Source organism: Humibacter ginsenosidimutans (assembly GCF_007859675.1).
Classification (GTDB): domain Bacteria; phylum Actinomycetota; class Actinomycetes; order Actinomycetales; family Microbacteriaceae; genus Humibacter; species Humibacter ginsenosidimutans.
Genome location: NZ_CP042305.1, coordinates 2317758 through 2344342, shown reverse-complemented (window position 1 = coordinate 2344342; position 26585 = coordinate 2317758). Strand labels below are relative to the sequence as shown.

The 26585-nt window shown below is 68.9% G+C and carries 28 protein-coding genes and 2 pseudogenes; 14 read left to right on the top strand and 16 right to left on the bottom strand.

What is annotated here, in order from left to right:
* Positions 1 to 213: 213 nt before the first annotated feature.
* Entirely contained in the window at positions 214 to 750 is a 537-nt protein-coding gene (locus tag FPZ11_RS10785) for a dihydrofolate reductase family protein (RefSeq protein WP_146320795.1), read from the top strand.
* Positions 751 to 802: 52 nt separating this feature from the next.
* On the opposite strand, the gene FPZ11_RS10780 is transcribed toward FPZ11_RS10785, so the two are convergent.
* Positions 803 to 1468: a copper resistance CopC family protein gene (locus tag FPZ11_RS10780; RefSeq protein WP_246846199.1), complete on the bottom strand. Its 666-nt coding sequence runs from the start codon at positions 1466 to 1468 to the stop codon at positions 803 to 805.
* 38 nt (positions 1469 to 1506) lie between these two features.
* Between FPZ11_RS10780 and FPZ11_RS19835 the strand changes: the two genes are divergently transcribed.
* Entirely contained in the window at positions 1507 to 1764 is a 258-nt protein-coding gene (locus FPZ11_RS19835; protein WP_246846198.1) for a hypothetical protein, read from the top strand.
* Positions 1765 to 1820: 56 nt separating this feature from the next.
* Here FPZ11_RS19835 and FPZ11_RS19830 read toward each other — a convergent pair.
* From FPZ11_RS19830 to FPZ11_RS19825, 3 genes and pseudogenes are all read right to left on the bottom strand, one after another.
* A pseudogene (locus tag FPZ11_RS19830) lies at positions 1821 to 2288 on the bottom strand (YcnI family copper-binding membrane protein); the annotation flags it as partial.
* Positions 2289 to 2471: 183 nt separating this feature from the next.
* Entirely contained in the window at positions 2472 to 3083 is a 612-nt protein-coding gene (locus FPZ11_RS10770) for a hypothetical protein (RefSeq protein WP_146320791.1), read from the bottom strand.
* Positions 3084 to 3487: 404 nt separating this feature from the next.
* A complete protein-coding gene (locus tag FPZ11_RS19825; RefSeq protein ID WP_168203688.1) occupies positions 3488 to 3649 on the bottom strand; it encodes a hypothetical protein in 162 nt (53 codons plus the stop codon).
* On the opposite strand from FPZ11_RS19825, the pseudogene recQ reads away from it, so the two are divergent.
* Positions 3648 to 5526 (top strand): annotated as a pseudogene (gene recQ, locus FPZ11_RS10765) (DNA helicase RecQ). The gene FPZ11_RS19825 and the pseudogene recQ sit on opposite strands and share 2 nt — an antisense overlap.
* A gap of 11 nt (positions 5527 to 5537) precedes the next feature.
* Here the strand turns inward: recQ and FPZ11_RS10760 are convergent.
* Together FPZ11_RS10760 and FPZ11_RS10755 are read right to left on the bottom strand one after the other, a co-directional pair.
* Positions 5538 to 6362 carry an MBL fold metallo-hydrolase gene (locus tag FPZ11_RS10760; RefSeq protein WP_146320789.1) on the bottom strand — a complete coding sequence of 275 codons (825 nt, stop codon included), beginning with the start codon at positions 6360 to 6362 and terminating at the stop codon, positions 5538 to 5540.
* Between the two features lie 257 nt (positions 6363 to 6619).
* Positions 6620 to 7039 (bottom strand): MarR family winged helix-turn-helix transcriptional regulator, encoded by a 420-nt coding sequence (locus FPZ11_RS10755; protein WP_246846197.1) that lies wholly within the window; start codon positions 7037 to 7039, stop codon positions 6620 to 6622.
* Positions 7040 to 7100: 61 nt separating this feature from the next.
* Here FPZ11_RS10755 and FPZ11_RS10750 point away from each other — a divergent pair, with 61 nt between their 5' ends.
* Complete coding sequence (locus tag FPZ11_RS10750) at positions 7101 to 8012, top strand: NAD-dependent epimerase/dehydratase family protein (RefSeq protein WP_146320787.1); 912 nt, start codon at positions 7101 to 7103, stop codon at positions 8010 to 8012.
* Between the two features lie 43 nt (positions 8013 to 8055).
* Here the strand turns inward: FPZ11_RS10750 and FPZ11_RS10745 are convergent, their stop codons facing one another.
* Entirely contained in the window at positions 8056 to 8457 is a 402-nt protein-coding gene (locus tag FPZ11_RS10745) for an arsenate-mycothiol transferase ArsC (RefSeq protein ID WP_246846196.1), read from the bottom strand.
* 147 nt (positions 8458 to 8604) lie between these two features.
* On the opposite strand from FPZ11_RS10745, the gene FPZ11_RS10740 reads away from it, so the two are divergent.
* Complete coding sequence (locus FPZ11_RS10740; protein WP_146320783.1) at positions 8605 to 9429, top strand: class I SAM-dependent methyltransferase; 825 nt, start codon at positions 8605 to 8607, stop codon at positions 9427 to 9429.
* 174 nt (positions 9430 to 9603) lie between these two features.
* Here the strand turns inward: FPZ11_RS10740 and FPZ11_RS10735 are convergent, their stop codons facing one another.
* On the bottom strand, positions 9604 to 10194 hold the full coding sequence (locus FPZ11_RS10735) for a YdeI/OmpD-associated family protein (protein ID WP_146320781.1): 591 nt from the start codon (positions 10192 to 10194) through the stop codon (positions 9604 to 9606).
* A complete protein-coding gene (locus FPZ11_RS10730) occupies positions 10191 to 10769 on the bottom strand; it encodes a DUF1697 domain-containing protein (RefSeq protein WP_210415841.1) in 579 nt (192 codons plus the stop codon). The genes FPZ11_RS10735 and FPZ11_RS10730 overlap by 4 nt, the downstream gene beginning before the upstream one ends.
* A 191-nt stretch (positions 10770 to 10960) precedes the next feature.
* Here FPZ11_RS10730 and FPZ11_RS10725 point away from each other — a divergent pair, with 191 nt between their 5' ends.
* From FPZ11_RS10725 to FPZ11_RS10715, 3 genes are all read left to right on the top strand, one after another.
* On the top strand, positions 10961 to 13072 hold the full coding sequence (locus tag FPZ11_RS10725; protein WP_146320779.1) for an acyl-CoA dehydrogenase family protein: 2112 nt from the start codon (positions 10961 to 10963) through the stop codon (positions 13070 to 13072).
* Between the two features lie 461 nt (positions 13073 to 13533).
* Positions 13534 to 14859, top strand: a complete 1326-nt coding sequence (locus FPZ11_RS10720) for an MFS transporter (protein WP_146320777.1) — start codon at positions 13534 to 13536, stop codon at positions 14857 to 14859.
* A 23-nt stretch (positions 14860 to 14882) separates the two neighbouring features.
* Complete coding sequence (locus tag FPZ11_RS10715; RefSeq protein WP_210415840.1) at positions 14883 to 15572, top strand: GNAT family N-acetyltransferase; 690 nt, start codon at positions 14883 to 14885, stop codon at positions 15570 to 15572.
* A gap of 19 nt (positions 15573 to 15591) precedes the next feature.
* Here the strand turns inward: FPZ11_RS10715 and FPZ11_RS10710 are convergent, their stop codons facing one another.
* Together FPZ11_RS10710 and FPZ11_RS10705 are read right to left on the bottom strand one after the other, a co-directional pair.
* Positions 15592 to 16179, bottom strand: a complete 588-nt coding sequence (locus tag FPZ11_RS10710; RefSeq protein WP_146320775.1) for a TetR/AcrR family transcriptional regulator — start codon at positions 16177 to 16179, stop codon at positions 15592 to 15594.
* 171 nt (positions 16180 to 16350) lie between these two features.
* Positions 16351 to 17658 (bottom strand): ion channel protein, encoded by a 1308-nt coding sequence (locus FPZ11_RS10705; protein WP_246846195.1) that lies wholly within the window; start codon positions 17656 to 17658, stop codon positions 16351 to 16353.
* 190 nt (positions 17659 to 17848) lie between these two features.
* Between FPZ11_RS10705 and FPZ11_RS10700 the strand changes: the two genes are divergently transcribed.
* The 3 genes from FPZ11_RS10700 to FPZ11_RS10690 all read left to right on the top strand — a co-directional run bounded on the left by FPZ11_RS10700 (position 17849) and on the right by FPZ11_RS10690 (position 20676).
* Entirely contained in the window at positions 17849 to 18199 is a 351-nt protein-coding gene (locus FPZ11_RS10700) for a hypothetical protein (protein WP_146320771.1), read from the top strand.
* 105 nt (positions 18200 to 18304) lie between these two features.
* The gene (locus tag FPZ11_RS10695; protein WP_146320769.1) at positions 18305 to 19126 is read left to right on the top strand and encodes an ABC transporter ATP-binding protein; all 822 of its coding nucleotides are present in this window, start codon (positions 18305 to 18307) and stop codon (positions 19124 to 19126) included.
* Positions 19108 to 20676 (top strand): transporter, encoded by a 1569-nt coding sequence (locus FPZ11_RS10690; protein WP_146320767.1) that lies wholly within the window; start codon positions 19108 to 19110, stop codon positions 20674 to 20676. The genes FPZ11_RS10695 and FPZ11_RS10690 overlap by 19 nt, the downstream gene beginning before the upstream one ends.
* Before the next feature lie 27 nt (positions 20677 to 20703).
* Here FPZ11_RS10690 and FPZ11_RS10685 read toward each other — a convergent pair whose 3' ends face one another.
* Positions 20704 to 21552, bottom strand: coding sequence for a helix-turn-helix transcriptional regulator (locus FPZ11_RS10685; protein WP_146320765.1), 849 nt, complete (start codon positions 21550 to 21552; stop codon positions 20704 to 20706).
* Positions 21553 to 21712: 160 nt separating this feature from the next.
* Between FPZ11_RS10685 and FPZ11_RS10680 the strand changes: the two genes are divergently transcribed.
* From FPZ11_RS10680 to FPZ11_RS19815, 3 genes are read left to right on the top strand one after another with little or no spacing between them, the layout of a single operon-like run.
* Positions 21713 to 22021 (top strand): putative antibiotic biosynthesis monooxygenase, encoded by a 309-nt coding sequence (locus FPZ11_RS10680; RefSeq protein WP_146320763.1) that lies wholly within the window; start codon positions 21713 to 21715, stop codon positions 22019 to 22021.
* Complete coding sequence (locus FPZ11_RS19820) at positions 22018 to 22638, top strand: SDR family NAD(P)-dependent oxidoreductase (protein WP_246846194.1); 621 nt, start codon at positions 22018 to 22020, stop codon at positions 22636 to 22638. Before FPZ11_RS10680 ends, FPZ11_RS19820 begins: the two co-directional genes overlap by 4 nt.
* Positions 22610 to 22978 carry an SDR family NAD(P)-dependent oxidoreductase gene (locus FPZ11_RS19815; protein ID WP_246846193.1) on the top strand — a complete coding sequence of 123 codons (369 nt, stop codon included), beginning with the start codon at positions 22610 to 22612 and terminating at the stop codon, positions 22976 to 22978. Before FPZ11_RS19820 ends, FPZ11_RS19815 begins: the two co-directional genes overlap by 29 nt.
* A gap of 2 nt (positions 22979 to 22980) precedes the next feature.
* Here FPZ11_RS19815 and FPZ11_RS10670 read toward each other — a convergent pair whose 3' ends face one another.
* From FPZ11_RS10670 to FPZ11_RS10655, 4 genes are all read right to left on the bottom strand, one after another.
* A complete protein-coding gene (locus tag FPZ11_RS10670; RefSeq protein ID WP_146320761.1) occupies positions 22981 to 24000 on the bottom strand; it encodes a malate dehydrogenase in 1020 nt (339 codons plus the stop codon).
* A gap of 413 nt (positions 24001 to 24413) precedes the next feature.
* Complete coding sequence (gene mgrA, locus FPZ11_RS10665; RefSeq protein WP_146320759.1) at positions 24414 to 25463, bottom strand: L-glyceraldehyde 3-phosphate reductase; 1050 nt, start codon at positions 25461 to 25463, stop codon at positions 24414 to 24416.
* Between the two features lie 183 nt (positions 25464 to 25646).
* Complete coding sequence (locus tag FPZ11_RS10660) at positions 25647 to 25907, bottom strand: lipopolysaccharide assembly protein LapA domain-containing protein (RefSeq protein ID WP_246846192.1); 261 nt, start codon at positions 25905 to 25907, stop codon at positions 25647 to 25649.
* Entirely contained in the window at positions 25904 to 26497 is a 594-nt protein-coding gene (locus tag FPZ11_RS10655; protein WP_146320757.1) for an HhH-GPD-type base excision DNA repair protein, read from the bottom strand. The genes FPZ11_RS10660 and FPZ11_RS10655 overlap by 4 nt, the downstream gene beginning before the upstream one ends.
* Between the last annotated feature and the right edge of the window lie 88 nt (positions 26498 to 26585).

Below are 26585 nucleotides of genomic sequence, written 5' to 3'. Positions count from 1 at the left end.
GCTGTCGATCGGGGCGGCGTCCGGCTGAGAATTCGTCGCAAGGGCACCACTCGGTGGGTAGCGTGGAGAGGCGCCGATGTCGACACCGCAGTCTCGGCGGCGGTGACACGGTTCCGGCATGGGGATATCACTCCTACGAGCACCGTCTCGTGCTCGGCAACCTGCTGGGAGACGTCGCCGGCCAGGAAACGGCATGGGAATCGAGGCATGGAGATGCGAAAGATCGTTGCGTACGAGCTGCTCTCGCTCGACGGGATGGCCGACGATCCCGATCGATTCATCACCGAGTGGGACGGTGAGATGCAGGCGAACCTCTCGGCGGTCATCGAGACGCAAGACGCGGTCATCCTCGGTCGCCGCACCTACGACGAGTGGGCCGGGTTCTGGCCGGGAAGTGACATCCAACCGTTCTCGACGTTCATCAACGAAGCGGTCAAATATGTCGCCACATCGAGGGCGTTGGAGCCGTCATGGGCCAACTCCACGGCGATCGACGGCGAATTGATCGCATTCGCACGCGAATTGAAGAGCGCGCGCGGCGGTGACATCGGCGTGCACGGCAGCATCTCGATCACGCAGGCTCTTCTCGCGGCCGGTCTGCTCGATGAGCTCAGCCTTGTGATCGCCCCGAGAATCGCGGGCACCGGGCGTCGCCTCCTCGACAGTCTGCCGTCGTCGCGGCTCGACGTGATCCGGACCGCCACGTCGAGCGACGGCTATCTTCTCCTCCGCTATCGCGCGGCTCGTTAGACGGCTCCGGGCGCCCAGAACTGGTCCGCCCGGAGCCGTCTGGCATCGCTCGCTACTCCGACTTCCCGCGCCGCCTGGTCAGCACGATCACGAGCACCGCGATGAGCGCGAGCACCACGATCGCCGCGACGATCACCACGACGATCACCAGGGCGCCGGAGTTCACCGTGCCCTGTGCCGTTCCCGCAGTCGCGGCCGGTGCGGCGGTGGCAGCGGCGCCCTTGCAGGCGCTCGCCGTCGATCCCGCCGACTCCTTCGTGCCCGCAGGCGGCTTGTACGTGAACTCGATCGAGTCCGAGACCACGTGACCGTCTGCCGACACGATCTGCCAGGTGGCGCGATACGTGCCCGGGCCGCCGAGGTCGACGGGAGCCGTCACGTTGCGATCGCTCACGGTGGGGCATCCGGTCTCGAAGTGCGTGCTCGCACCGTTGGGTCCGGTCACCTGCAGCAGTGCCGACGGCCCGGTCTTCGACAGGCTCAGCACCACGTCGTCGAACGTGAGCCGCACCGAATGGATCGGCGTCGTCTGCACGGAACCCGCCTTGGGCGAGCTGTCGACGAGATAGTCGTGGGCGTTGGCCGGAGCGGCCGTGAGCACGCCGATCGCGGCCGACGCGACGATGCCGACCACGGCGGCGAGCGAGGCGATGCCGAGGCGTGTCGTGCGTGCGGCCCGACGCTTCCGCCCGATACGTGTCCCGCTCTCGGACGTCACGCGCGAGGCCGGCCGCGCTCGTTCCGTTCGACTCATCGGTGTTCGCCGTCCCCTCCGTCGTTCCGCCCGGTCGGCGCCTCGCCGCCGGGGAAGCCGGCGCCGTGCGCGGACCGCTGCGCCGGGTCAGGGCGAGCACGGCGGTCACGAGCGCGATCGCCGCGAGCGCGATGCCGGCGATCCCGATGCCGAGCGCGACGGCATCCGTGCTCGATGCGCCCTGCGCGTTCGGCGTCGCCGTCGTCGTGCTGCTCACGATGGTGGGCGTCGAACTGCTCGGCGGGGCGTCATCGATGTAAAGGGTCGGCGCGGGATGCTCCGGCTCGTCTCCCGACGCCGGTGTCGGCTGGTCCCACTTCACGACGGTGCCGTCGGAGTAGGTCTGCGTCGCCGGCATCATGATGCTCCCGGTGTCGGGCACGATGCCCGCCGAGACGCTGAACTGCTGGAACTGGCCCGACGTGATCTGCACTCCGGGGTCGGCGGTCCACACGATCTTCGTCGGCGCCTCCGTCACCGTCGCGCCGGAGATCGTCACCGGCTTCGGCAGCTTCGAGGTGGTGATCACGGCGGACCACCCGGCCAAGGGCTGGTACGAGAGCGAAGTGAAGGGGGTGTCGGTCGGAAAGTCGACCTCGAGCTTGACGGTGCCTGCTGTGGCCGACTCGTTCGGCACGCGGAACGTCAGAACGGTGTAGCCGCCTGGTGACGCTTGATCGGGGTCGACGCGCACATGCGCGCTCGCGACGAGCGGGGCGCTCAACGCGAGCGCCGCCGTCGCCAAGACCGCTGCTGCGCCGACGAGGAACTTTCTGGATTTCATCTGGGCTTCTTCTTTGTCTTCCCGCGCGCGCAGATGCCGCGACGGGTGGTCGGGTGTGAGGAAGCGGGCACACGAATGCACCGCTACGGGGCGGCCGTGCCTCCACCTGCACCCGTCGAGAAGCGCGCCGTGCGCGCCGAAAGGTCGGTGGTGCGCACGGTCGCCGGTGAGGGATGCCGTGGGTCAGGCCGGGAAGGCGGCCGCCGGCGGTCCTCTGTGGCGCAGCGCCCCGAGCACACGCGTCGGGGTCGCGAGCGTGACCGGCCGGGTCTGCACGGGCATCCGGGCCGACGCCTCGAGCGCGACGGGACGGACGCGCGTGATCGCGGTCACGAGAAGAGCGGTGAATTCGGCGAGTGCCTGCAGCGTGCGTTCGCCGTACCGGAGGGCGACGACGGTCACGAGCGCCGCCGCGGCGTGCGCCAGGTACATCGACGCGTCGTCGTCGTGCATGGCCATCGCATGCCCCGCCGTCAGCTGCACGTGCATGTCGGCGTGAATCATGCCGGTGTGGCCGGAGGGCGCGTTCACCGTGACACCGGATGCCGACGATCCCAGCCCGAACATGAGGTGCAGCAGCACCTGGCTGATCGCCACGCTGACGGCCTGCCGCCACAGCGCGATCCGGCGTCCGGCCAGCACGATGCAGAGTGGCACGGCGAAGGCGAGCGACAGCGTGACACCGAGCGCCGACGGAAGTCCGCCGCCGGCCGCGTCGTGGAAGAGCGCGGCGACGAACACGGCGAACGACGCGGCAGCGGTGCCCCGCACCGTGCGGATGCCGCGTGCCGTCATCGCTGGAGCCTCTCGCGTCTGTCATGCGTCCGGGTCGCACGACGCTGCCGTCCGGAACACGAGCACGGAGGCGTCGCTCGGGTTCGTGGCAGGAGCCGTCGTACGAATGATCGGTTCGAGTCTGCCGTGGGGCCGAGCCGAACCTCCTCCAGCGTAGTCGTGGCGAGTGGTGTGGGCCCTTCCCCTCCGGGGTATGCGCTGCCGGACGGGAACCCTTCGCTGTGGGCATGGCTCTCCCTCCCGAGGATGCGTCGCGCGGCGATCGCTCACAGTCGCAGGCGGTCTGCTGGCGGCGTCGGGTGTGCTCGTTAGCCTTGACCGGTGAGCATGTCCGAGCCGTTCGATCCCGCCGCGCCCGATCCCGAGCCCTGGGACCTTGACGGTCTCATGCCCCCCGACGACGACTACGGTCCGGAGTTCCTCGGCGCCGGCTCCGTTCCCATCGATCCGATGCCTGCCGGCACGACGACGGCCACCGTCGATCCCGGTGAGACGGGGTCGCGGCCGAGCGACTCGGCGCCGGATGCCTTCGAGGCGGCGCTGGAGCAGGCTTCCGTTCGGCGCATGGTCGGCGCCGACCCCCTCGACGTGTTGCGCACCGTGTGGGGCTACGACGGATTCCGCGGCGATCAGGCCGCGGTGATCGACCGGCTGATCGCGGGCGGTGACGCGGTCGTGCTCATGCCGACCGGCGGAGGCAAGAGCCTCTGCTACCAGATCCCGTCCATCGTGCGCGAGGGCACCGGCATCGTCGTCTCCCCGCTGATCGCGCTGATGCATGATCAGGTCGACGCGTTGAACGCGGTCGGCGTGCGCGCCGCCTACCTGAACTCGACCCAGGATGCCGCCACTCGGGCATCCGTCGAACGCGCCTACCTGCGCGGCGAGCTCGACCTGCTTTACGTCGCACCGGAGCGGCTGTCGTCCGAGGCCACGAAACGCATGCTCGCCCGGGGCCGCATCGCGCTGTTCGCCATCGACGAGGCGCACTGCGTGTCGCAGTGGGGACACGACTTCCGTCCCGATTACCTCGGGCTCTCCGAGCTCGCCGAGCGCTGGCCCGACGTTCCGCGCATCGCGCTCACCGCGACGGCGACCGAGGCCACGCACCGCGAGATCACCGAACGCCTGAGGCTGGGCGACGCCCAGCACTTCGTGGCCAGCTTCGACCGGCCCAACATCCAGTACCGCATCGTGGAGAAGAACGAGGTGCGGCGCCAGCTGGTCTCGTTCATCAAGACGGAGTTCGGCACCCCGCTCCCTGAGCGAGCGCAGCGAGACGAAGACTCACCCGTGTCGGCCGCAGCACCCGTCTCCGGCATCGTCTACGCGCTGAGCCGCAACACCGTCGAGCAGACGGCGGAGTTCCCTGCGCGCACAGGGCATCGACGCCATGCCGTATCACGCAGGTCTGGATGCCGCCACGCGCGCCAGCACGCAATCCCGCTTCTTGCGCGACGACGGCGTCGTCATCGTGGCGACGATCGCGTTCGGCATGGGCATCGACAAGCCCGATGTCCGTTTCGTGGCGCACGTCGACCTCCCCAAGTCGGTCGAGGGCTACTACCAGGAGACCGGTCGCGCGGGACGCGACGGCGAGCCCGCCGTGGCCTGGCTCGCCTACGGCCTGCAAGACGTGGTGCAGCAACGCCGCATGATCGAGCAGTCGCCAGGCGATCTCGCGCACCGGCGCAGACAGTCGGCCCATCTGGACGCGATGCTCGCCTTGTGCGAGACGGTGGAGTGCAGGCGGCAGAACCTGCTGCAGTACTTCGGGCAGGCATCCACGCCATGCGGCAACTGCGACACCTGTCTGAACCCGCCGCAGACCTGGGACGGCACGGTGCCGGCGCAGAAGCTGCTCTCCACCGTGGTACGGCTGAAGCGCGAGCGCAATCAGCGGTTCGGCGCGGGGCACCTCATCGACATCGTGCGAGGCAAGCGCACCCCGCGCGTCGACCAGTACGGCCACGACGCGCTGAGCACGTGGGGCATCGGCGACGACCTCAGCGAGCAGCAGTGGCGCGGTGTCGTACGGCAGCTGCTCGCGCTCGGACTGCTTCAGGTGAACGACGACGGATACGGCACGCTCGCCATCACTCCGGAGAGCGCCGACGTGTTGAGCGGCTCACGGCAGGTGCTGCTGCGCCAGCAGCCGGATCGGCCAGAGCGCGCATCCCGATCGCGAGCCGCGAAGGCGAGCGTCGCCGAGTTGCCGGATGCCGCGCATCCCCTCTTCGAGGCGCTGCGGGCCTGGCGCGCCGAGCAGGCCAAGCAGCAGGGCGTGCCCGCGTACATCGTGTTCGGCGATGCCACGCTGCGCGGGGTGGCATCGAGTCGGCCGTCGACGCTCGACGAACTGGCTCAGATCTCGGGCGTCGGCGCGAAGAAGCTCGAGACCTACGGCGACGAGGTGCTCGCGGTGGTCGCGGCCACCCCCTGACGGCGGAGTCTTCAGGTCAGGTCGTCACGCTCCCCGCTCACCCACGCGATGTAGCGGTCGGCCGAGGCGCGAACGACGGCGTGCGCATCCTCGGGCACGCTGCGTCCGAAGTTGTTGTAGAGCCGGTCGAACCGCAGGGAGAGCGCTCGTGCGACGACGCGCTCGACGGCCGTCGGCGACAGCGGCAGCAGGTTCGGATAGCTGCGCATGAATGACACGGATGCCCCGTTCGGGTTCGGGAAGATCGCGTCGCCCGCCAGCAGCACGCCCTTGCCGTCGGCGCCGGCGTCCCAGAGGGCGGCGGTGCTCCCCGGGAAGTGGCCGCCCAGCGTGTGCAGCACCAGCCCGGGCGCGAGCTCGAGCGTGCCGCCGAAGGTGCGCACGAGGACATCCGGCCGCCTCACCCACTGTTCGTCGGCCTCATTGACCAGTACGGGAACCTCCCCGAGCGCGTGTGCCCACGACACCTGTGCTCCGTACATGTGCGGGTGGCTCGCGGCCACGGCGATCACCGGCCCGTGTTCGAGCACGCGGGTCGCGGCATCCGCGTCGACGTAGCCGATCGGGTCGAACAGCAGGTTGCCCGCCGGCGTGACGACCAGCATGCACTGCTGTCCGATGCCCACCTCCGGCGTGCTCGTCACCGCGATGAGCCCGGGCTCCACCTCGTGCAGGGCGACGTGGATGTCTCGCTCGCGCAGCCGGTCCGCTGTCGTCCACGCCTGCCCGGTGCGCGGCACCCACTGCCGTTCGTCGCTGCAGATGGCGCACTCGGCGGGAGGTTGCTCGGTGTCGGCGTGCTCGACGCCGCAGGTGGCGCAGATCCAGAGAGTCATGGGCTCGACGCTATCGAAGAGGCGGGACGCGGAGCCCCACGACGTGGACGAGACGGTGCCGAATCTTCGCGCCCACGAAGCACGCGAGACGACGTGCTTTGTGTATGTCTCCCGTCGAAGTGTCGGATTCCACGACAGGTGTCGGTGAGGCATCGATTCCGGCATCGGTCACGGAATCGGCACGACACGGGTCCGCAGTCGAGTGCGTGCAATCTCTCCAAAGGGGATCCCGCTGCGGGCTGATGGCTTGCCTGCTGCTAGGGGGTGCGGGAGGAGGTGCGCTGGGTGTTCACGATGGCGTGCAGGGAGCTGCGGAGGGTCGCTTGTTCGGCGGTGTGCACGGGCGCGAGGAATTCTCGGTCCAGTTCCGCACGGATGACGCGGTCGCGGGCAAGGAGGTCGTGTCCGGACTTCGTGAGGGAGACGAGGTTCTTTCGCCGGTCCGTGGGCAGCGGCGTGCGGGAGACCAGGCCTCGTTGTTCCAGGGAATCGAGCAACTGCGCCATGGTGGTGCGGTCGACGCCGAGTTCGTTCGCGAGTTCGAGCTGGGACGGGTTCTCGGTCGCCTGTACCTGGGCGAGGACGCCGCACTCGCGCGCGGTTGCCCCGATCGCGTCGTACTTCTCCGCAGCCAGCGATTCATACGCCAGGTAGGCGTGTTTGAGCAGGAAGCCCATTCGATCCAGCGCCATGAGATAGATCATACAGCACATCTGATCGTCAGCTAAGGTGACGAATATGATTCTCGTGACGAGCGGCCTTGGTTTCATCGGCTCCCATGTGACCAGAGCTCTCCTGGACTCGGGGCACGAGGTTCTTGCGACAACGCGCACGGCTCGCCAGCCCGTCTCGTTCCTGCGGAACCGAGGCGGACTCACGGTCGCGCAACTTGATGTGCTGGACGAACGGCAATGGGAGGAACTCGCGTCGCGTTTCCACGTGAGTGCCGTCGTGCATCTCGCCGCCGTCCACGGAGACGGTGGTCCGATCGACGATTTCGTCGCCAACGTGCGCGGGTTCGGCAACGCGCTCGGATTCGCGCACGACGCGAAGGCGGATCGGCTCGTCTATGCGAGTTCGATCGGCGTGTACGCCGGGGTGGAACCGCCCTACCGAGAAGACATGCCGCTGCCTCCGCTCGCGCCGCATGGGATCGCCGCGGCGAAGAAGACGTTCGAACTCGCCGCTGATCTCACCCGCAGCAGAACGGGATCCGATGTCGTGGGACTCCGCATCGGCGGAGTATGGGGGCCGCTGGGAAACCCCGCCTCGCGATTCATCGGACTGCCGCGACTTCTCCACGCTGCTCTGGCGGGCAACACGCTGAGCCTGGACGGCAACATGGCGTGCGACCTCATCCACGTCGACGACGTCGCACGGGCCATCGCCTCAGTCGTCACCGCTCGAAAGCTGAACCACCCGATCTACAACATCGGCAGCGGCCGCGCCACCACCGACCAAGAAGTCGTCGATGCCATCCTCCAGCTCATCCCCGACGCACCGATCTCGATCTCGGCCGACGCGCCCTGCCTGGAGGTCGGCCCTCTCAGCATCGACCGGCTCGTCGCCGACACCGGATTCGAGACACGCATTCCGCTCCAGGAGGGACTCAGAACCTATGCCCACTGGATTCGCACCGAAGCCCGATGATCCATTCCTTCTGCGACGCCGCGTCGGTGCACTCGTGGTCGACTCACGGCGACGCGGTGCCTTCACGCGTCCTCAGCTGCTGGGCGATGTTCGGGAGCACCCGGTCGAGCAGCGCCACGCACTCCCGATATCCGTCCAACCCAAACTCGTAGGGATCCGGAATCCCGCCATGCTCGGCGTTGGCGACGATGATGCGGGCCGAGCTGTTCCCGAGGTAGGCGCGCACCTGGCGGGCCTCCTCGGCGCCGACGGTGACGATCCATCCGATCCCGTCGAGGCTGATGCTCCCGATCCAGCGACTGACGTGCCCGCTCAGGTCCAGACCGCGTTCCTGCAAGCAGTTGACCGAGCGGTCGTTGGCGGGACGGCCGGCCAAGTCCTTGTCCAGGCCCGCGCTCTGGACGACGAACCCATCGCCGAGCTCGAGCTGCAGTAGCGCGCTCATCATCGGGCTCCTGCTGATGTTGCCGACGCAGACGCAAAGTACCCGCACGGGCTGCCGACTGGCCACTCAGACACCGTAGTGCGACCTGGTTTGGTTCACGTCGGCAGTCCGTGGGAGGGTGGCGTGTCGTCCGGTCAAGGAGGATTCGTGTCGAGTGAGTTTGTTGCTGCGAACATGCGCAATTGGAACGAGCGCGTGTCCGATCACGTCGTCGCATACGGTGCGGAAGCCTTCGCGGATGATCCAACGGCTCTCTGGGCGGCAAAGGAAGCAGAGCTCCTCACGCCTTTTGTGCCGGAAGGCTCGTTCGACGGGCTGGAGATGGCGCATCTCCAGTGCCACATCGGTTTGGACACGATCAGCTTCGCGCGCCGTGGGGCCACCATCGTCGGAACAGACTTGTCCGAGGAAGCGATCGCAGCCGCGACGGCTCTCGCCGAGCGAGCTGGAACAGCGACCGCATCGTTCGTTCGGTGCGCCAACGAGGACGCGCCGAAGGTCCTGGGGCGTCAGTTCGATGTCGTGTTCACGTCGGTTGGCGTTCTGGCTTGGCTCGAGGACCTGGGATCGTGGGCGCGCACGATCCAGCAGTTGCTGCGGCCCGGTGGAGTCTTCCTCCTCTACGAGGGGCATCCGATGATGAGCGCGATGGAATACCAGCGCGACGACAACTTGCTTGTCGTTGGCGAGCCATACTTCGCCACGGGTCGGCCGATGCGATTCGATGACGGCACCACCTACGCGAGCCAGACCATCCTGGACAACAACGTGACCTACGAGTGGCCTCACCATTTGGGCGAGATCCTCACCGCGATCCTGGAATCAGGACTGCGAATCGAGGCGTTCGCTGAACACCGGTCGATGCCCTGGAAAGCATTGCCCAGCCTTGTGCAGGGCGACAACGGCTGGGTGCTCCCCGAAGCGAGCGCTGAGATTCCGCTGATGTTCTCGGTCATCGCCCGACGGCCTTGACGGGGACACGCGCTGACAGATCGGTCGCAGACCCAGTCCTCGAAGTCTGCGATGTTCTCGAAGAACTTCACATCCCCGCGGAATCCGCCAACTAGAAGCGGAACCTGCAGGGGTGATCGCGGCTCGCGCCGCTCAACCCGCTGCAATCGGCTCGGTGATGAAAGCAAGCTTTCATCACTCTCGCCTCAATTGCGGGTAAATCGTGTCGCCCCGCTCGAGCATCGCGACGTACTCGGCGATCTTGCGCGCCCGGGTCTCGGCGCGCTTCACGTTGCCGATGCGGAACAGGATCGCGAAACGATTCTGGCTCGTCAGAGTGCCGAACATCGCGGTCGCCTCAGGGCTCGCCGCCAGCGCTGCCGCAAGGTCGTCGGGCACCTCGATGGTGCTGGAACCCGCGTAGGCGGCATCCCACCGACCGTCCGCCTTCGCGCGCGCGACCTCCCCGCGTCCCGCATCGGTCATGCGACCCTCGCGTTCCAACCGCTCGACGTGCTCCCGGTTGCGCTTCGACCAGATGCTCTTCGCCCGTCGCGGTGTGAACGTCTGCAGCCACTCCGTCTCACTCAACGACTGCTTGCGCCCGTCGATCCAACCGAAGCACAGGGCCTCGTCGAGGGCCTCGGCATAGCGGATGCCCTTGGCCGAGCCTTTCGCCAGCGCAAGCTGCACGCCGGAGTTCGAGGCGCTGTTCTCCTCCAGCCAGGAGCGCCAGGCATCCGCGTCGGCCAGGCGGAGGATCGGTCGGTCGGCACCAGGCGTCATCGCAGCAGCTTCTCCAGGGTGTTCAGGTTGCGGTTCGTGGTGAGCGACTTCTCCTTGCCGCTCCCGATGCCCTTGCCCACGACGCTGTCGAGAGTGTGGCCGCGCTCGACGGTCCAGTAGATGACGGAGCCGCCGTCCGCGACGGACTCCAGCTCGTGATCGACGGCGAGGTGCGTGATCCGCTCGACGAGGGCATCCATGTCGGGCGGCCGCGGCGCATCGGCCGCGGCGCCGATGAGGAAGATCACATACCGGTGCCAGCCGTCGCGCTCCGCGAACGGGTACGCACCGGCGATCGCGGCGAGCGCCTCCGTGTCGAGCACGTGCACCTTGGCGTCGTATCCGAAGGCGTCGCTCAGGGCGCGTTCGATCTCAGCGCGCCGATCGGACGCCACACCCTCCGCCTCGAACACCACGTTGCCGCTGGCGAGCACCGTCTTCACGGCGTCGTAGCCGAGCGAGCGGAACGCCTCGGCGAGCTCGGCGGACTTGATCGTGCGACCGCCCACGTTGACGCCGCGGAGCAGGGCGATGAACCGGGTCATGGCATCCAGCATGGCAGCGGCCACCGACATCGCTTGCGCAAACCCACAGCGGCACGGGCATCGCCCCGAGCCGGGTTTGTGGCAACCGCACGGCGGAATGGCCGCTCCCAGAAAGCCGACCTAGCGTGAGAGTCGAGCCCTTTTCGAGCCCGGTTGCCGCGGCAGACGAACCGCCAGCGCGCCCGGCTCCCGCCCACACCCACCACGGAAGAAGGCCGACGATGGTTGACACCGCTGCGAAGTCCAGCACCGAGAACGTGACGCACGCCAATCGCACCGATTATGTCGCGCAGACCGGACCGATCGACGTGGATGCCCCGCCCGCGCACGTCGACGTCGCCCTGCTCGGCCGCAAGTTGCTGGGCACCTGGGCGGACATCCGCCTGGCCTCCCGCGAGCTCGCGAAGAATCCGGACATGCAGCGCATCGAGGGCCTGCCGCTCGAGGAACACCGCGCACGCGTCTTCAACCAGCTCAAGCTGCTGGTCGAAGACGGCCAGGTGCACCGCGCGTTCCCGAGGTCTGTCGGCGGCGGCGAAGACGCCGGCGGCAACATCGCCGGCTTCGAGGAGCTGGTCACGGCCGACCCGTCGCTGCAGATCAAGAGCGGCGTGCAGTGGGGCCTGTTCGGTGCAGCCGTGCTGCACCTCGGCACGGAGAAGCATCACACGAAGTTCCTTCCCGGCATCATGAGCCTCGAGGTGCCCGGCGCGTTCGCGATGACCGAGATCGGGCACGGCTCGGATGTCGCCTCCATCGCCACGACCGCCACCTACGACCCCGAGACCCAGGAGTTCGTCATCAACACGCCGTTCCGCGGCGCGTGGAAGGAGTTCCTGGGCAACGCGGCGCGCGACGGCATCGCGTGCACACTGTTCGCGCAGCTCATCACGGGCGGCGTGAACCACGGCGTGCACTGCTTCTACGTGCCCATTCGCGACGAGGCGACCGGCGAGTTCCTGCCGGGCGTCGGCGGCGAAGACGACGGCCTCAAGGGCGGCCTGAACGGCATCGACAACGGTCGTCTGCACTTCACCGACGTGCGCATCCCGCGCGACAACCTGCTCAACCGCTACGGCGACGTGGCAGAAGACGGCACCTACACGAGCCCGATCGCGAGCCCAGGCCGACGCTTCTTCACCATGCTCGGCACGCTCGTACAGGGGCGCGTGTCGCTCGACGGGGCATCCACGCTCGGCGCCGCGATGGGGCTCACCATCGCGATCACCTACGGCAACCAGCGCCGCCAGTTCACGGCGGGCAGCGACACCGACGAAGAGGTGCTGCTCGACTACCAGCGTCACCAGCGCCGGCTCATCCCGCGGCTCGCCACCACATACGCGCAGGCCTTCGCGCACGACAAGCTGTTGGTGAAGTTCGACGAGGTGTTCAGCGGCAAGGGCGACACCGACGAAGACCGGCAAGATCTCGAGACGCTCGCGGCGGCGCTCAAGCCGCTGTCCACGTGGCACGCTCTCGACACGCTGCAGGAGGCGCGCGAGGCGTGCGGCGGCGCCGGGTTCATGGCATCCAACCGCATCACCGGCCTGCGCGCCGACCTCGACATCTATGTCACGTTCGAGGGCGACAACAACGTGCTGCTGCAGCTCGTGGCGAAGCGCCTGCTCACGGACTATTCGAAGAAATTCGCGAAGGCGGATGCCGGCGCCCTCGCCCGCTACGTCGTGTCGCAGGCCGCGGACCGGGCGTACCACGGCTCGGGGCTGCGTCGACTCGCCCAGACGGTGGCCGACTTCGGCTCGACGGCACGCTCGGTCGGCCAGCTGCGCGACCCGGAGACGCAGCGCGAGCTGCTCACCGACCGTGTCGAGACCATGATCGCGGAGGTCGCAACCCGCCTGCGCAACGCCAACAAGCTGTCGAAGCAGCAGGCGGCCGATCTGTTCAACTCGCAGCAGAACGAGCTCATCGAGGCTGCGCGCGCCCACGGCGAGCTGCTGCAGTGGGAGGCGTTCACCGAGGCGCTGGCCACGGTGCAGGATGCCGGCACCAAGCAGGTGCTCACCTGGTTGCGCGACCTGTTCGGCCTCGGGCTGATCGAGAAGCATGTGGCCTGGCACCTGATCCACGGTCGGCTCTCGCAGCAGCGCGCCCAGGCCGTCACGGCCTACATCGACCGCCTCGTCGCCCGCCTGCGGCCGCAGGCGCAGGATCTGGTGGATGCCTTCGGCTTCGAGCCCGAGCACCTGCGGGCCACGATCGCCACGGGCATCGAGGCCGAGCGTCAGAACGAGGCGAGGGAGTACTACCGGGCGCTGCGGGCATCCGGCAACGCTCCCGTCGATGAGAAGACACTGAACAAGAAGAAGTGACGAACCTCCGCCGTATCGTGTGCCGTGCCGCCTGCGGCGCACGATACGGCGGTTCTTTTTCTGCTGCGCGCATCTCGCCGCCTGCTTCCGCAGGTTGAGGAGCGCGGTTTCGCCGTGAGTCCGTCCCGTGTCCCCGCAGGTTGAGGAGCCGACCGCGGAGCGGTTGGCCCGTCTCGCTTCCCGCAGGTTGAGGAGCCGCCGGCGGAGCCGTGGGCGTCTCGAAACCGGAGCACTGAAGGCGCCCTTGGCTTCGAGACGCACCGGTTTACGAGGCGCGCGCTTCGCGGGCTCCCCACCCCACGGGACGCGGCCCCCTGTCAGCGCACGCCTCGACCCGACGGCATGCTCATGCTTGCACTTTTAAACAGACAGGTCTAACTTATTGAACAGATCGGTTCAAATCGTGCGATAAGCACTCCAGACGAGAAACGGGCGTCCGTCGGCGCGGAAAGAGGAACGTCATGACTGCAGAGAACGTCGAGGCCGCCACTGTCGCGTCGGTGGATGCGCTCGGCCGGCGCCGACTGGCACTGCCGGCCGGTGTGGCCTTCGCCGGCACCTCCGCCGCGTTCGCCGGCCTCTACCTCGCGGCCGGAGCGCCCACGCCGATCCTTCTTCTTCTGCAGCAGCGGTGGGGCTTCCCGTCGTGGGCGTTGACGGTGGCGTTCGCGTCGTACGCGATCACGCTCATCGCCGCACTGCTCGTGACCGGCAGGCTCTCGGATCACATCGGGCGCCGACCCGTCATCATCGCGGCGCTCGCCGTGCAGGTGCTCGCGATGCTGGGTTTCGTGTTCGCCACGAACGTGGGATGGGTGATCGTCGCTCGCTCGCTGCAGGGGCTCGCGACCGGCATGGCGACGAGCGCGTTCACCGCGGCGATCATCGAGCTCGCTCCGTCGCGATTCGCGCGACTCGCCTCGATCGTCACGGGCACCGCGGCGGTGGCCGGCCTCGCGCTCGGTGCGCTCTTCGCCGGTCTTGCGGTGCAGTTCAGCACGTCGGCAGACGGCATCGTCTTCGTGGCACTCGCAGTGGTGGCGGCGCTCGGTCTGCTCGTCGCGGTGGCCTCGCCGGAGACCTCGTCGGTGCGCGCGGGCGCGGTGCGCAGTCTCGTGCCGCAGGCATCCGTTCCGCGATCGGCCAGGGGCGCGTTCGTGGCGGCGACACCGGCGATCGTCGGGGCGTGGATGCTCGCCGCCCTGTTCCTCGGCCTCGGCCCGAGCGTGGTGCTCGACGTGTTCCACATCAACAGCGGCGCGGTCGACGGTGCGACGGCGTTCGCCGAGCCCGCTGCCGCGGCGCTCGCCGGGTTCGTGCTCGGCGGCATGGTGGCGCGAAAGGCCATCGCGTTCGGCGCGCTGGCCGTGCTTCTCGGCACGGCGATCGTGGTCGCCGGCGTCTTCGCGGCCTCGCTGATGCTGTTCGTCGCCGGGGGCGTGGTCGCCGGCGTGGGATTCGGTGCGATCTTCTCGGGCGCGCTGCGGGCGGTCACACCGCTGGTGCTGCCTCACGAGCGTGCGGGCGTCTTCGCCGCCGTGTTCACCGTCGCCTACCTGTCGTTCGGTCTTCCGGCGATGGTCAGCGGCCTGCTGATCGGGTGGTTCGGACTCACGGGTACCGTGGTGGGCTTCGGCGTCGCCGTGATGCTGGCCGCTGCGGTCGGGCTCGCGGCGCAGATGCGCGCGACATCGCGCGAGCGTGCGGCACGCCGCCCGGCGACAGGTGTGGATGCCGCGCCCTGCTCGCTCGTCGTGGTCACGGCCGGTGTGCCGACGGCGCGCTGACCGCGACGTGCCAAGCTTGAGCGATGGGATCGAACGCTCTCGTGTCGATGTGGCCGGCGGCCGGTGTCGTCGCGCGGGCCGGGGACCTCGAATTGCGCTGGATGGATGACGACCTGATCGTCGAACTCGCGAAGCTTGCGGTGCTCGGCGTGCATGACCCGGCGCGCATGCCGTTCAGCAACCCATGGACGCGGGGCACGCCCGACGAGATCATGCGCGGAATGCTCGCCTACCAGTGGCAGCGGCGCACGGCGGTTGCGCCGCAAAAGTTTCGCCTCGAATACGCGGTGCTCGTCGGCGACGTCGTCGTCGGCTCGCAAGGCTGCGGTGCGGACGACTGGCAGGTGCTGCGGCGTGCGCACACGGGGTCGTGGCTAGGTCGGGAGTTCCAAGGTCAAGGGATCGGCACGCGCATGAGGATGCTCATGCTGCAGCTCCTCTTCGATGGTCTCGGCGCGGTCGAGGCGACATCGACAGCCTTTGCCGACAACCCGGCATCGAACGCGGTCTCTCGCAGGGTCGGGTATCTCGACGGTGGATCGGAGGTGGTAGCGCGCGAGGGAGCGCCGGCGACGCGGAACCGCTTCCGCATGCCTCGTGAACGCTGGCTCGAAGTGCGCGCGGATCACGCAACCCGCCTCGGGGCGCCCGTCGTTCTCGAGGGAACAGCATCGCTCCGCGAACAGCTCGACGAGCTCGCCAACCCGAGCTGACCCGTCGAGCGCCGCGGGCTCAGGCGTCGGCCGGCTCCCGCACCGAGGCATCCAGCAGCAGCTGCGCAAGCCCCTTCGCGGTCTCGGCAGCGCGGGGATCGTGGTCCATCTGGAAGGTCATGCGCGCGCCGTCGTAGAGCACGACGAGTTGCTCGGCCAGGGTCGGCGCGTCGGACACGGGCAGCGCGTTCGCGAGGCGGCCGAACAGGCCGTGCACCCAGCCGCGATAGCTCGCCGCCTCCTCGACCTCGGCGCTGTCGGGCTGCGCCTCCGCGACGGCACGGCTGAACGCGCAACCGTGGTAATCGGGCTCGGCGAACGTGGCAGCGAGCACGTCGAACACGGCCAAGATCTTGTCGCGCGGGTCGTCGGCCGCATCCACCGCGCCCTCGATGCGGGCGGCCCAGCGGGCATGGCGGCCGAGCAGATATTCGCGAACGAGGTCGTCTTTGCCGTCGAAGTTGTAGTAAAGGGAGCCCTTGGCGACGCCGGCCTTCTCGATGATTCGGTCGATGCCGACGGTGTGGATGCCTTCGCTGTAGAACAGCTCGTCGGCGGCGGCGAGCAGCCGCTCCCGCGGTGACGGGCCCTTGTCGTGTGTCGCCATGGGCGAAATTCTATCAGACAGACCTGTACAAAGCGCCATACCGCGGGTTGAGGAGCACGCGGCGCAAGCCGCGCGCGTCTCGAAACCCCGACCCACTCCGCGGTACGGGTTTCGAGACGCGCCGCCGTGCGGCGCTCCTCAACCCACGGCGTCGCGCGTCCCGCGTGCTCCTCAGCCCGCGGCAGGAGGCGCAGTCAGTCCCTCGTTCTTCGCCGCGATCTCGAACGGCGGCGCCTTCGTCACGATCAGCCAGGTGGGAAGCGTGATCACGCACAGCATGGGCAGCAGTGTGATGTCGCCGGTGAGGGCGACGCCGAGGAACAGGGCGATCCAGCCATCCCTGGTCTCGGCCATCACGACGCCCATCGCCCCGCAGGCCACCGCGAGCCCGAGCGGCATGCCGGGAATGATCGCGTGCGCGAAGAGTCCGATGGCGACGCCGACGAACACGATCGGAAAGACGCGGCCGCCGCGGAACCCGGCACTGGCCGCGACGAGCAGCGCGACGATCTTGACGCCGGCGAACACCGCGAGCGTCGCGGCGGAGTACTCGCCTGGATGCTCGAGCAGCTCACCGGTCTGTTCGAGACCCTTGAACAGGGTGAGCGGGCCACCGAGTACACCGAGCGCGCCGAGCAGCAGGCCCCCGAACGTCGTCATCAGCAGCGGATTGCGCAGTGCGTGGAACCCGGCGTGCAGATACGGGAACACGAAGGCCGCAGCGACGCCGATGACGGCGGAGAGCGCCGCGACCAGCACGCCGGTCACGAAGTCGATCGCGTGTGGCGTGCCGTAGGGAGGCAGGTGGAACGCCAGCGACTGGCCGCCGAGCAGGTGCATCGTCAGCGATCCGGCCGCGGCGGCCGCGACAGGCAGGAAGAGCTTGTCCCACAGCGACCCGCCGCCCTTGATCGCGGCGACGGCTCCGGTGAGCACGAGCGCGGCGGCGACCGGGGTGCCGAACAGCGCACCGATCGTCGCCGACATCGCCAGCATCATGGCCAGCGCAGGAGGAATGCGGCTGAACCGGCCGAGCGCGAACACGGCGAGAGCGGAGTTGATGGCGATGATCGGGTTCTCCGGCCCGAGGCTCACGCCGCCCGCGAGCCCGATGACGACGACCACGAGGATGCTCGGCAGCGTTCCGATCGGTGGCGGCGGCGACGAGAGGCCGGTCGTGGCGGAGTCCGGTCCGCCGTGACCGGGCATCAGCCACACCACGAGTCCGACCGCGAAACCCGTGACCGTGAGCACCGTCATGATCCACCATGGATTGCTCGAGCCGATGCCCATCGCGTGCGGCAGGGCATCCCACAGCCCGGTTCTGAGCTGATCGGAGACCCAGTCGAGCAGCCACAGCACCAGCGCGGAGACGACGCCGATGGCGAGCGCGGGCAACGAGAGCAGGAGCAGTATCCGGATGCTCGGGCCGGCCCCGTCGCTCGCCCCGGCCTCGTGCGCAGCACTGGTGTCCGCCACGGTCGCCCCCTCACCGATCACGTCGCACGGCGGCCGACGGCTCGCCTCACGTGCGCGTGCCATCACGGTAGATCGCACGGGGTCCGGCAGGGAACGGCCGTCGCGAGATCACGTGCGATGGGTGAGATCGCTGCCCAGGCGGCCGAGGCTTTCGGGCAATACGCAAGCTCCCGTTCGTACACTCGCGTAGGTGACCGATTCCGAGGTGAAGCCCCCTTTCATCGCCTGGGACATCGTCGTATCGATCGTCGTGTGGGCCATCACGGCCGCGCTGATCGGGGTGTGCGCGGTCGCTGCCATCGTCGGGCTGGCTCTGATCGACTACTGTCCGGCTCCGTCGTGCAATCTGGCCGCCGCTGCATCGTGCCTGCTTGCCGCGGCGGCGGCCTCCGTGGTCGTCGCACTGGCGGGCTTGGCGAGCGGCCTGGTGCGCATCTTCCGTCGGGCACTGAGCTGGTGGCTCGCGGTCGGCGCCTTCGTGCTGTGCATCGTGTGCTGGACCGTGGGGTTCCTCAGCGCTGGCGGTGCCGTCGGCTGGTAGCCGCGCTTCTCGTGCACTCGATGTCGTCCGACCGGATGACGCCTCGTGTCGTACCACTCCCATAGGGTGGGAAGCACCTGTCTGCGGACGTGACGTAAGGATGCCATGACCGACGAAGCCACTCCCGCCGCGCACGAGAGTCTCGCGGCATTCGCTCCGCCTGCTCCCGATCCCGAAGCCGCGCTGTCGATCCGCGGGCTGTACAAGACGTTCGGTCAGAAGCGCGCCGTCGACGGCATCAGCCTCGACGTGCCGACCGGCAGCTTCTACGGTTTGGTCGGCCCGAACGGCGCGGGCAAGACCACCACGTTGAGCATGGCGACCGGTCTGCTCAAGCCCGACGCGGGCGCCGTCACCGTGCACGGCATCGACGTGTGGGCCGACCCCTTGACGGCGAAGGCCCAGATCGGCGTGCTCGCCGACGGGGCGCGGCTGTTCGACCGGCTCACCGGTGAGCAGCTCGTGGTCTACGCAGGCCTGCTCAGCGGCATGGATCGCCCGACGGCCGTCTCGCGCACCGCCGACCTGCTGCGACTACTCGACCTGCAGGAGGCGGCGGGCACGCTCGTCGTCGACTATTCGGCGGGCATGACGAAGAAGATCGCGCTGGCGTGCGCCATGGTGCATGCGCCGAAGCTGCTCGTGCTCGACGAGCCGTTCGAGTCCGTCGACCCGGTGTCGGCGGCGAACATCCGCGACATCCTCGGCGGGTTCGTGCGCGGTGGCGGCACCGTCATCGTCTCCTCGCACGTCATGGACCTCGTGCAGCGCATGTGCGACCACGTCGCCGTCATCTCGAACGGCCAGGTCGTGGCATCCGGAACCGTCGACGAGGTGCGCGCGGGCGCCGACCTCGAAGACCGCTTCGTCGAGCTGGTCGGCGGCCGACGCGTGCAGGAGGGCCCGGAGTGGTTGCAGCACTCGTAAGGCTGCGGCTGCTCGTTCTGCGCAACAGCTTCAAGCGCAGCGTCGGCCAGCTCATCGCGGTCATCATCGGCGGGCTCTACGGTCTGTTCGTGCTCGGGATGGTGATCGTCGGCCTGTTCGCCCTCAACCTGGCGTCGATCGAGCTGGCCCGCACGATCGTGGTTCTCGCCGGCTCGGTGCTGGTGCTCGGCTGGGCCGTGATGCCGCTGTTGTTCTCGGTGGAGCAGACGCTGGATGCCCCGCACCTCGCCGCGTACCCCATCCCGCTGAACAAGCTGCTGCTCGGTCTGCTCATCTCGGGCGTCGTCGGCATCCCGGGCGCGATCACCACCATCGCCTGCGTGTTCACGTTCGGGTCGTGGCTGAGGATGCCGGGCATCGCCGCACTCGCCCTCCTCTGCGGCATCGTGGGGGCGCTGTTCTGCGTCATGCTGTCCCGCGCCGTCACGTCGGCCGCGGCGGGCCTCGCCTCCGGACGCAGGTTCCGCGAGGCCGCAGGCATCCTCATCTTCATTCCGCTGCTTCTGCTCGGGCCGATCATCGCGGGCACGACGTCGTCGCTGCGCCACTCGCAGGACGTGCTGCCGAGCCTCGCCGACGCGATGTCGTGGACTCCGCTCGGTGCTGTCTGGGCCATCCCGTCGCAGGTCGCGCTCGGCGACCCGCTCGGAGCACTGTGGCGAGCGTTGATCGCGCTGGCCACGATCGCCGTCGTGTACCTGGTGTGGCGCTGGGGTCTCGCCAGGGCGCTGGTCACGCCGGTGCACACGGCGGCGAAGGTGCGCGCGCAGGGCAAGCTGGGCATGTTCGCCCGCATGCCTGCGACGCCCGCGGGCGCGATCGCGGCGCGCAGCCTCATCTACTGGTTCCGCGATCCGCGTTATGTGCGGCAGCTCGTGATCATTCCGATCATGCCCATCTTGTTCTGGTTCTACTCGTCGCTCACCCACGTGTCCGAGCTCGTGCTCTGGTCGGGCCCGCTGGTGGCGTTCCTGCTCGGCGTCTCGCTGATCGCGGACGTCTCGTTCGACTCGACGGCGTTCGTGCTGCATGTGAGCAAGGGCGTGCCCGGGCGTGCGGACCGCTGGGGGCGGGCATCCGCCGTGCTGTTCTTCGGGCTGCCTGCCTCGGTGGCCGTTGTCATCGTCACGGCGGCGCTGACGCGGGAGTGGGCGCTCGTGCCTGCGCTGCTCGGCCTCGCCGTCGGCCTCCTGCTCGGCGGGCTGGCGGTGTGCTCCGTCACCTCGTCGGTGCTGGTCTACCCGGCGCCGGCGCCGGGCGACAACCCGTTCAAGACCCGACCCGGCGCGAACACGGCTCTGATGGGGTCGACGTTCCTCAGCTGGGGCGTGCTGGCGGTGCTCACCGCACCCGAGATCGTGTTCGTGATCGTGGCCGTCGTGAGCGGGGAAGCGCTGTGGGGCTGGATCGCGCTCGTGCTCGGCGTGGTGCTCGGCCCGATCGAGCTGGCGATCGGCGTTCGGCTGGGCGGGCGCATCCTCGACAGGCGGGCTCCGCTGCTGTTGATGCAGCTGCAGAAGGACGCCTGAGCCGAGCGGAGATCGCCCGCCGCGGACTCAGGCCGCCCCGGCGGCCAGCGAGAGCAGCGTCAACGCCTCGTGATCCGGGGTGCCTGGCGCAGCCTGGTACACGCCGAGCCGGGTGCCGTCAGGCGCCACGTCGAGGCTCTCGTACATGAGGTTGAGTGTGCCGACCACCGGATGCTGCAGTGTCTTGCGCTCCGTTCGACGATGCTGCACGTCGTGACGCTGCCAGAGCTCGGCGAACTCGGGGCTCGCCTCCGTGAGCTCGGCGACGAGTGAGGCGAGGGCGTCGTCCTGGTCGCCGATGGATGCGGCGCGAAGCTGTGCCACGCTCATCCTCGCCGCGTGCATCCAGTCGGGATAGAGCGTTCGTGCGATCGGATGCCGAAAGAGGTATCTCGTGGTGTTGCGCCGCTCCTGCGGCCACTCGGCGATGCCGGCGAGCAGCGCGAGGCCCTCGGGATTCGCGGCGAGGATGTCGTTGGTGCGGTTGCGCACATACGCGGGACACGGGCGCAGGGTCTCCAGCAGCTGCCGGATGCCGGCCCGTACCGTGTTGTCGGCTCTGCGCTGCGGGGCGCGCCCCGCGAGCCGGTCCGCGAGCGCGAAGAGGTGATCGCGGGCATCCTCGTCGAGGCGCAGCGCGCGAGCCAACGCGGTCAGCACAGCACCACTGGGGTGCTGCTCCTTGCCCTGCTCGAGACGGATGTAATAGTCGACGCTCACGCCCGAGAGCGCGGCGAGCTCCTCCCGTCGCAGGCCGGGCGTGCGCCGGTTGCCCGTGCCCTGCGGAAGTCCGAGGTCGGTCGGCTGCACGCGTGCTCGCCTGGCGCGCAGAAACTCGCCGAGCGCGTTGCGAGTGGATGCCTGCCCGTCGGTCACGCCCTCAGCATGCCATCGACGTGCGACGCCGCGATCGTCGTTCCTGGCCCTGTCACTGCCAGGAACGACCCGGCCTTCTCACGCGTGTCGTCCGGGCGAAGACTCGTCCCAGACACCATGGACGCCGATCTCGGCGGTCCGCGACCGAAAGAGGATGACCGTGACCGCGAACGATCTCACTGCCCGTCCTGCCGCCCCGACCGTCGCGTCTGCCGCGCCGGCCGGCGTGATGGATGCCCCACTGCCTCCGCCCCTCCCGCGCCAGCCGCGCCGATGGAAGATGTGGCTGCTCACCTGCGCCGCGATCTATCCCGTGATCACGGGGCTCGGTTACTCTCTCGCCGCGGTCGGCGCCAGCCTGCCCCTCTGGGCGCGTTTCGTGATCATGGTTCCGATCGCCGTTGCGCTGCTGGTCTTCGTGGTGCTGCCCGTGCTGACGAAGGCGTTCTTCGGATGGATCACCCGATGAGCGCGTCGAGCCCGGCCCTGCACAAGCCCACCGCGCTCGAGGTGGTCGACGGCATCGATCTGTCGGACAAGGAGGCGATCGTGACCGGCGGGTCGTCCGGACTCGGGCTCGAGACGGCTCGGGCGCTCGCCACCGCCGGCGCCAGGGTGGTGATCGCCGGACACAACGCCGAAGCGGGAGAGGCCGCTGCTGCGGCGTTGCGGGCGGAGACGGGAAACGATCGGATCGTGCACCGACGGCTCGACCTCGCCTCGCTCGACTCGGTCGGCACGTGGACGAGCCGTCACGTGGCGACGGGGCGGCCGGTTGACATCCTCGTGCTCAACGCGGGCGTGATGGCGACGCCGTTCGGCCGCACGCGAGACGGATTCGAGACGCAGTTCGGCGTGAACCATCTCGGGCACTTCGCGTTCGCGACCGGGCTGCTGCCCGCCCTGAGAGCGGCGCACGGCGCGCGCGTCGTCTCCGTGTCGTCGCGTGCGCACCGTCGATCCGGACGTCGACCTCGACGATCCGAACTTCGAGCGCACGCCGTACGATCCCTGGATCGCGTACGGGCGATCCAAGTCGGCGAACGCGCTGTTCTCGGTGGCGCTCTCTGCGCGGTTCGCGCGTGACGGCATCCTGAGCAACGCGGTCAGCCCCGGAGCGGTGCGCACCGGCCTGCAGCGTCACATGACGCAGGAGCAGATCGAGGCGCGAGGCTGGAACGACCTGGCGACGCCGGGCATGTCGACGCCGCAGCAGGGCGCGGCCACGTTCGTGTGGGCGGCGGTGGCGCCGGAACTCGAGGGCGTCGGCGAGCGGTACCTGGAGAACTGCACGTTCGCCGAACCGTTCGAGGGCGGCGCCGGCGACGAGCTGCCATACGGTCACTACCTGCCGCGTGCGCTCGACCCTGGCACGGCCGACCGGCTCTGGAAACTGTCGGAGCGGATGCTGCGGCTGCCGGCCTGAACTCAGCCCGGCAGCAGGCCCAGTGCGCGGACCGCTTCGCGCTCCTCGACCAGCTCGGCAACGGATGCCGCGATGTGGGCGCGTGAGTCCGCGCGCTCCTCGAGTCCAGGCACGACGATCCACTCGCCGTCGACCGAGCGCACGGGCAGCGAGCAGACGAGGCCCTCGGGCACGCCGTAGCCGGCGGCAGCGGCGGCGTTCACGCCGCTCGTGCTCACGCCCGCCGACGTCCAGCGCTCGCCGGTGCCGTGCACCCAGTCGTGCACGTGGTCGATCGCGGCGCTCGCCGCAGACGCAGCACTGGATGCTCCGCGCACCTCGATGATCTCGGCTCCGCGTCGCGCCACCTTCGGCACGAACACCTCTTCGAGCCAGCGCTCGCTCACGAGCTCCGTGGCCGCACGTCCGTCGACCGTGGCGTGCGAGACGTCCGGATACTGCGAGGCGGAGTGATTGCCCCACACGATCACGCCGTCGACGGCCGTGACCGGGGCGTCCACCTCGAGCGCGAGTTGTGCGACGGCGCGGTTGTGGTCGAGGCGGGTCATCGCGGTGAAGCGCTCGGCGGGGATGTCGGGTGCGTGCGACGACGCGATGAGCGCATTGGTGTTGGCCGGGTTGCCCACCACGAGAACGCGCACGTCGGATGCCGCCCCCTCGTTGATCGCACGCCCCTGCGGTCCGAAGATGGCCGCGTTCGCCTCCAGCAGATCGGCTCGCTCCATGCCGGCACCACGCGGCCGAGCGCCCACCAGCAGAGCGACGTTCGTGCCGTCGAAAGCGGCGGACGCGTCGTCGGTCACGTCGACCGAGTCGAGCAACGGGAACGCTCCGTCGATCAGTTCGAGAGCAGTGCCCTCTGCGGCACGCAGTCCCTGCGGGATCTCGAGCAGCGAGAGTCGCACGGGCGTGTCAGCGCCGAGCAGTTGGCCGGAGGCGATGCGGAAGAGCAGCGCGTAGCCGATCTGCCCTCCGGCTCCGGTGACGGTCACGGTGACGGGTGCACGATTCGCGGCGGCCATGGAGCCAGCCTAGGCGCGTGGCCGCGGCCCCCGGAGCGCACGGCGCTACCGAGGGTTGAGGAGCACACGGCGTCAGCCGTGCGCGTCTCGAAACCCGGGCTGGGGGGAGACGTCGGGGGTTTCGAGACGCGCCGCTTCGCGGTGCTCATCAACCCACGGATGACGCGCCGCTTCGCGGTGCCCTCGACACGCAGGAAGGAGTGGGCGACGGAACGGGATCCCCGGATGCGCGAAACGGCGAACCCGGGGATCCTGCAGGTGACTTCGGGCAAGTCACGTGCTGGCGGCCGGGGGACTTTTTGGGGGAATACCCCCGGCCGCACTTGAAGAGTATGGGTGCTCATTGAGCATCACCTGAATGCGAATTGAGAGCAGTCTGGATCCAAGGTAGGCAAAACCTCCACGCCTGAGGGTCAGCCCAACTCGCCCCGTCTGGCCGCCGCCCAGAGATCCACGCCGGCGTCCACGGCGTGCCCGTCGATGGCGGCGAGCTCGTCGTCGTCGAAGCCGAGGCGACCGAGCGCCGCGACGTTCTCCTCGAGCTGGGACACGCTGCTCGCACCGATGACGAGGGAGGTCACCCGCTCGTCCCGCAGTGCCCACGCGAGTGCGAGCTGCGCCAGCGTCTGGCCGCGCGACTGCGCGATGTCGGCGAGGGCGCGAATGTGGCCGAGCGCGGCATCCGTCAGCAGGTCGGTCGACAGCGAGGAGCCCTCTGCGGCCCGCGAGCCCGAGGGGATGCCGTTCAGATACTTCCCTGTGAGCATGCCCTGCGCCAGGGCGGTGAAGCCGATCACGCCGACGCCGAGCTCCGCCGCGGCATCCAACAGCCCCTCCTCCTCGATCCAGCGGTTGAGCATGGAATACGACGGCTGGTGGATGAGCAGCGGAGTGCCCAGCTCGGCGAGGATGCCCGCCGCCCGCCTCGTCTCCGCCGCGCTGTACGACGAGATGCCCACATACAGCGCCTTGCCGCTGCGCACCGCGTGGTCGAGTGCCGCCATCGTCTCCTCGAGCGGGGTGCTCGGATCGGGTCGGTGCGAGTAGAAGATGTCGACATAGTCGACGCCCATGCGCTTCAGCGACTGGTCGAGGCTGGCGAGCACATACTTGCGGCTTCCGCCGCCCTGGCCGTACGGGCCGGGCCACATGTCCCAGCCGGCCTTGGTCGAGATGACGAGCTCATCGCGGTACGGCAGCAGGTCGTCGCGCAGGATGCGCCCGAAGTTGGTCTCGGCGGCGCCGTACGGCGGACCGTAGTTGTTCGCCAGATCGAAGTGCGTGATGCCGAGGTCGAACGCGCGGTGCACGATGTCGCGCTGGGTCTGGATGGGGCGGTCGTCGCCGAAGTTGTGCCAGAGTCCGAGCGAGAGGGCGGGCAGGTCGAGCCCGCTGGCGCCGGTGCGTCGGTAGAGCATGCTGTCGTAACGGTCGTCGCGAGGTACGTAGGTGGAGGTCGCCATGCTCTCAGCCTGACATCCCCCCGCTCCGTGCGCTCGCGGGTCATCCCACGGCCGTCGCCCCACGGCCGTCGCCCCGACGAGAAGTCGAAAAACGCGACACGACGGCTGCCGTAAGCGCGTTTTTCGACTTCTCGACGACGGCGAGGGCGCGAGCGCGCCCGGGGTGTCAGCGTCGGATGCGCGTCAGCGGCGCGCTCTGCGCGCTGCCCGGTTGCGCGCGAACACCCAACCCACGACACCGCCCACCACGAAGATGACGAGCACGAGCACCCACGTGGGCCACTGCACCTGCCAGAACAGCAGGAAGATGGTCGACTTCTCGTCGGCGACGCCGTTCTGAATGGCCACGATGACCAGCAGCACGACCAGCACGATGGCCAGCCAGCGTCGCTTGAGGAAGCCGACCATCGCGTTGTCCTTGTTTTCTGGCGTGCTGCTCATCATGACTCTCCGGTCGATCGGGCGGCCTTCGCCGCGGCCTTGACTGCCTTCTTCGTCTCGCGCACCTTCGCGAGGGACGTCGCATCGACGATGTCGGCGACCGACCGGAACGATCCGGCCTCGCCATAGGGACCGGCGGCGTTCCGCCAGCCCGCACCGTCGTATCCGTACTGTTTGCCGAGCAGCGCCACGAAGATGCGCGCCTTCTGGTCGCCGAAGCCGGGCAGTGCCTTGAGCCGCTTCAGCACCTGGGCGCCGTCGGGGGCATCCTGTGTCCAGATCGCCGCGGCGTCGCCGCCCCAGTCCGCGACGACGGCCCGGCAGACCGATTGGATGCGCGCGGCCATCGAGCTCGGGTACCTGTGCACGGCGGGCGGCGTCGCGCAGAGCGCGGCGAATGCCTCCGGGTTCGCGTCGGCGATGGCCTCCGCGTCGAGCGCGCCCATGCGCGCGCGGATCTTCTCCGGCCCGCTGAACGCGGTCTCCATCGCCACCTGCTGATCGAGAAGCATGCCGAGGAGCAGCGCGAGCGGCGAGGTCGAGAGCAGGTCGTCGGCCGCGGCATCGCCGGTGATGTGCAGGGTGCCGGTCATGGGTCACATCCTGCCATCGCCGATCGCCGCAGCACGAGGGCGGCGCACCAGTTGATCGTGTCGGCGGTCGGTGTTTGCATGAAGCGTT

Coding starts and splice junctions, on each gene's coding strand:
- FPZ11_RS10715 (WP_210415840.1), top strand. CDS start 14,883: ATGGGATCGAACGCTCTCGTGTCGATGTGGCCGGCGGCCGGTGTCGTC.
- FPZ11_RS10735 (WP_146320781.1), bottom strand. CDS start 10,194: ATGACGCCTGGTGCCGACCGACCGATCCTCCGCCTGGCCGACGCGGAT.
- mgrA (WP_146320759.1), bottom strand. CDS start 25,463: ATGGCGACCTCCACCTACGTACCTCGCGACGACCGTTACGACAGCATG.
- FPZ11_RS10655 (WP_146320757.1), bottom strand. CDS start 26,497: ATGACCGGCACCCTGCACATCACCGGCGATGCCGCGGCCGACGACCTG.
- FPZ11_RS10750 (WP_146320787.1), top strand. CDS start 7,101: ATGATTCTCGTGACGAGCGGCCTTGGTTTCATCGGCTCCCATGTGACC.
- FPZ11_RS10785 (WP_146320795.1), top strand. CDS start 214: ATGCGAAAGATCGTTGCGTACGAGCTGCTCTCGCTCGACGGGATGGCC.
- FPZ11_RS10755 (WP_246846197.1), bottom strand. CDS start 7,039: ATGGGCTTCCTGCTCAAACACGCCTACCTGGCGTATGAATCGCTGGCT.
- FPZ11_RS10695 (WP_146320769.1), top strand. CDS start 18,305: ATGACCGACGAAGCCACTCCCGCCGCGCACGAGAGTCTCGCGGCATTC.
- FPZ11_RS10660 (WP_246846192.1), bottom strand. CDS start 25,907: ATGATGAGCAGCACGCCAGAAAACAAGGACAACGCGATGGTCGGCTTC.
- FPZ11_RS10730 (WP_210415841.1), bottom strand. CDS start 10,769: ATGTCGGTGGCCGCTGCCATGCTGGATGCCATGACCCGGTTCATCGCC.
- FPZ11_RS10760 (WP_146320789.1), bottom strand. CDS start 6,362: ATGACTCTCTGGATCTGCGCCACCTGCGGCGTCGAGCACGCCGACACC.
- FPZ11_RS10720 (WP_146320777.1), top strand. CDS start 13,534: ATGACTGCAGAGAACGTCGAGGCCGCCACTGTCGCGTCGGTGGATGCG.
- FPZ11_RS10670 (WP_146320761.1), bottom strand. CDS start 24,000: ATGGCCGCCGCGAATCGTGCACCCGTCACCGTGACCGTCACCGGAGCC.
- FPZ11_RS19825 (WP_168203688.1), bottom strand. CDS start 3,649: ATGCGCCGAACGGAAGCCTGCTCCAGCGCCGCCTCGAAGGCATCCGGC.
- FPZ11_RS19820 (WP_246846194.1), top strand. CDS start 22,018: ATGAGCGCGTCGAGCCCGGCCCTGCACAAGCCCACCGCGCTCGAGGTG.
- FPZ11_RS10725 (WP_146320779.1), top strand. CDS start 10,961: ATGGTTGACACCGCTGCGAAGTCCAGCACCGAGAACGTGACGCACGCC.
- FPZ11_RS10710 (WP_146320775.1), bottom strand. CDS start 16,179: ATGGCGACACACGACAAGGGCCCGTCACCGCGGGAGCGGCTGCTCGCC.
- FPZ11_RS10745 (WP_246846196.1), bottom strand. CDS start 8,457: ATGAGCGCGCTACTGCAGCTCGAGCTCGGCGATGGGTTCGTCGTCCAG.
- FPZ11_RS10770 (WP_146320791.1), bottom strand. CDS start 3,083: ATGACGGCACGCGGCATCCGCACGGTGCGGGGCACCGCTGCCGCGTCG.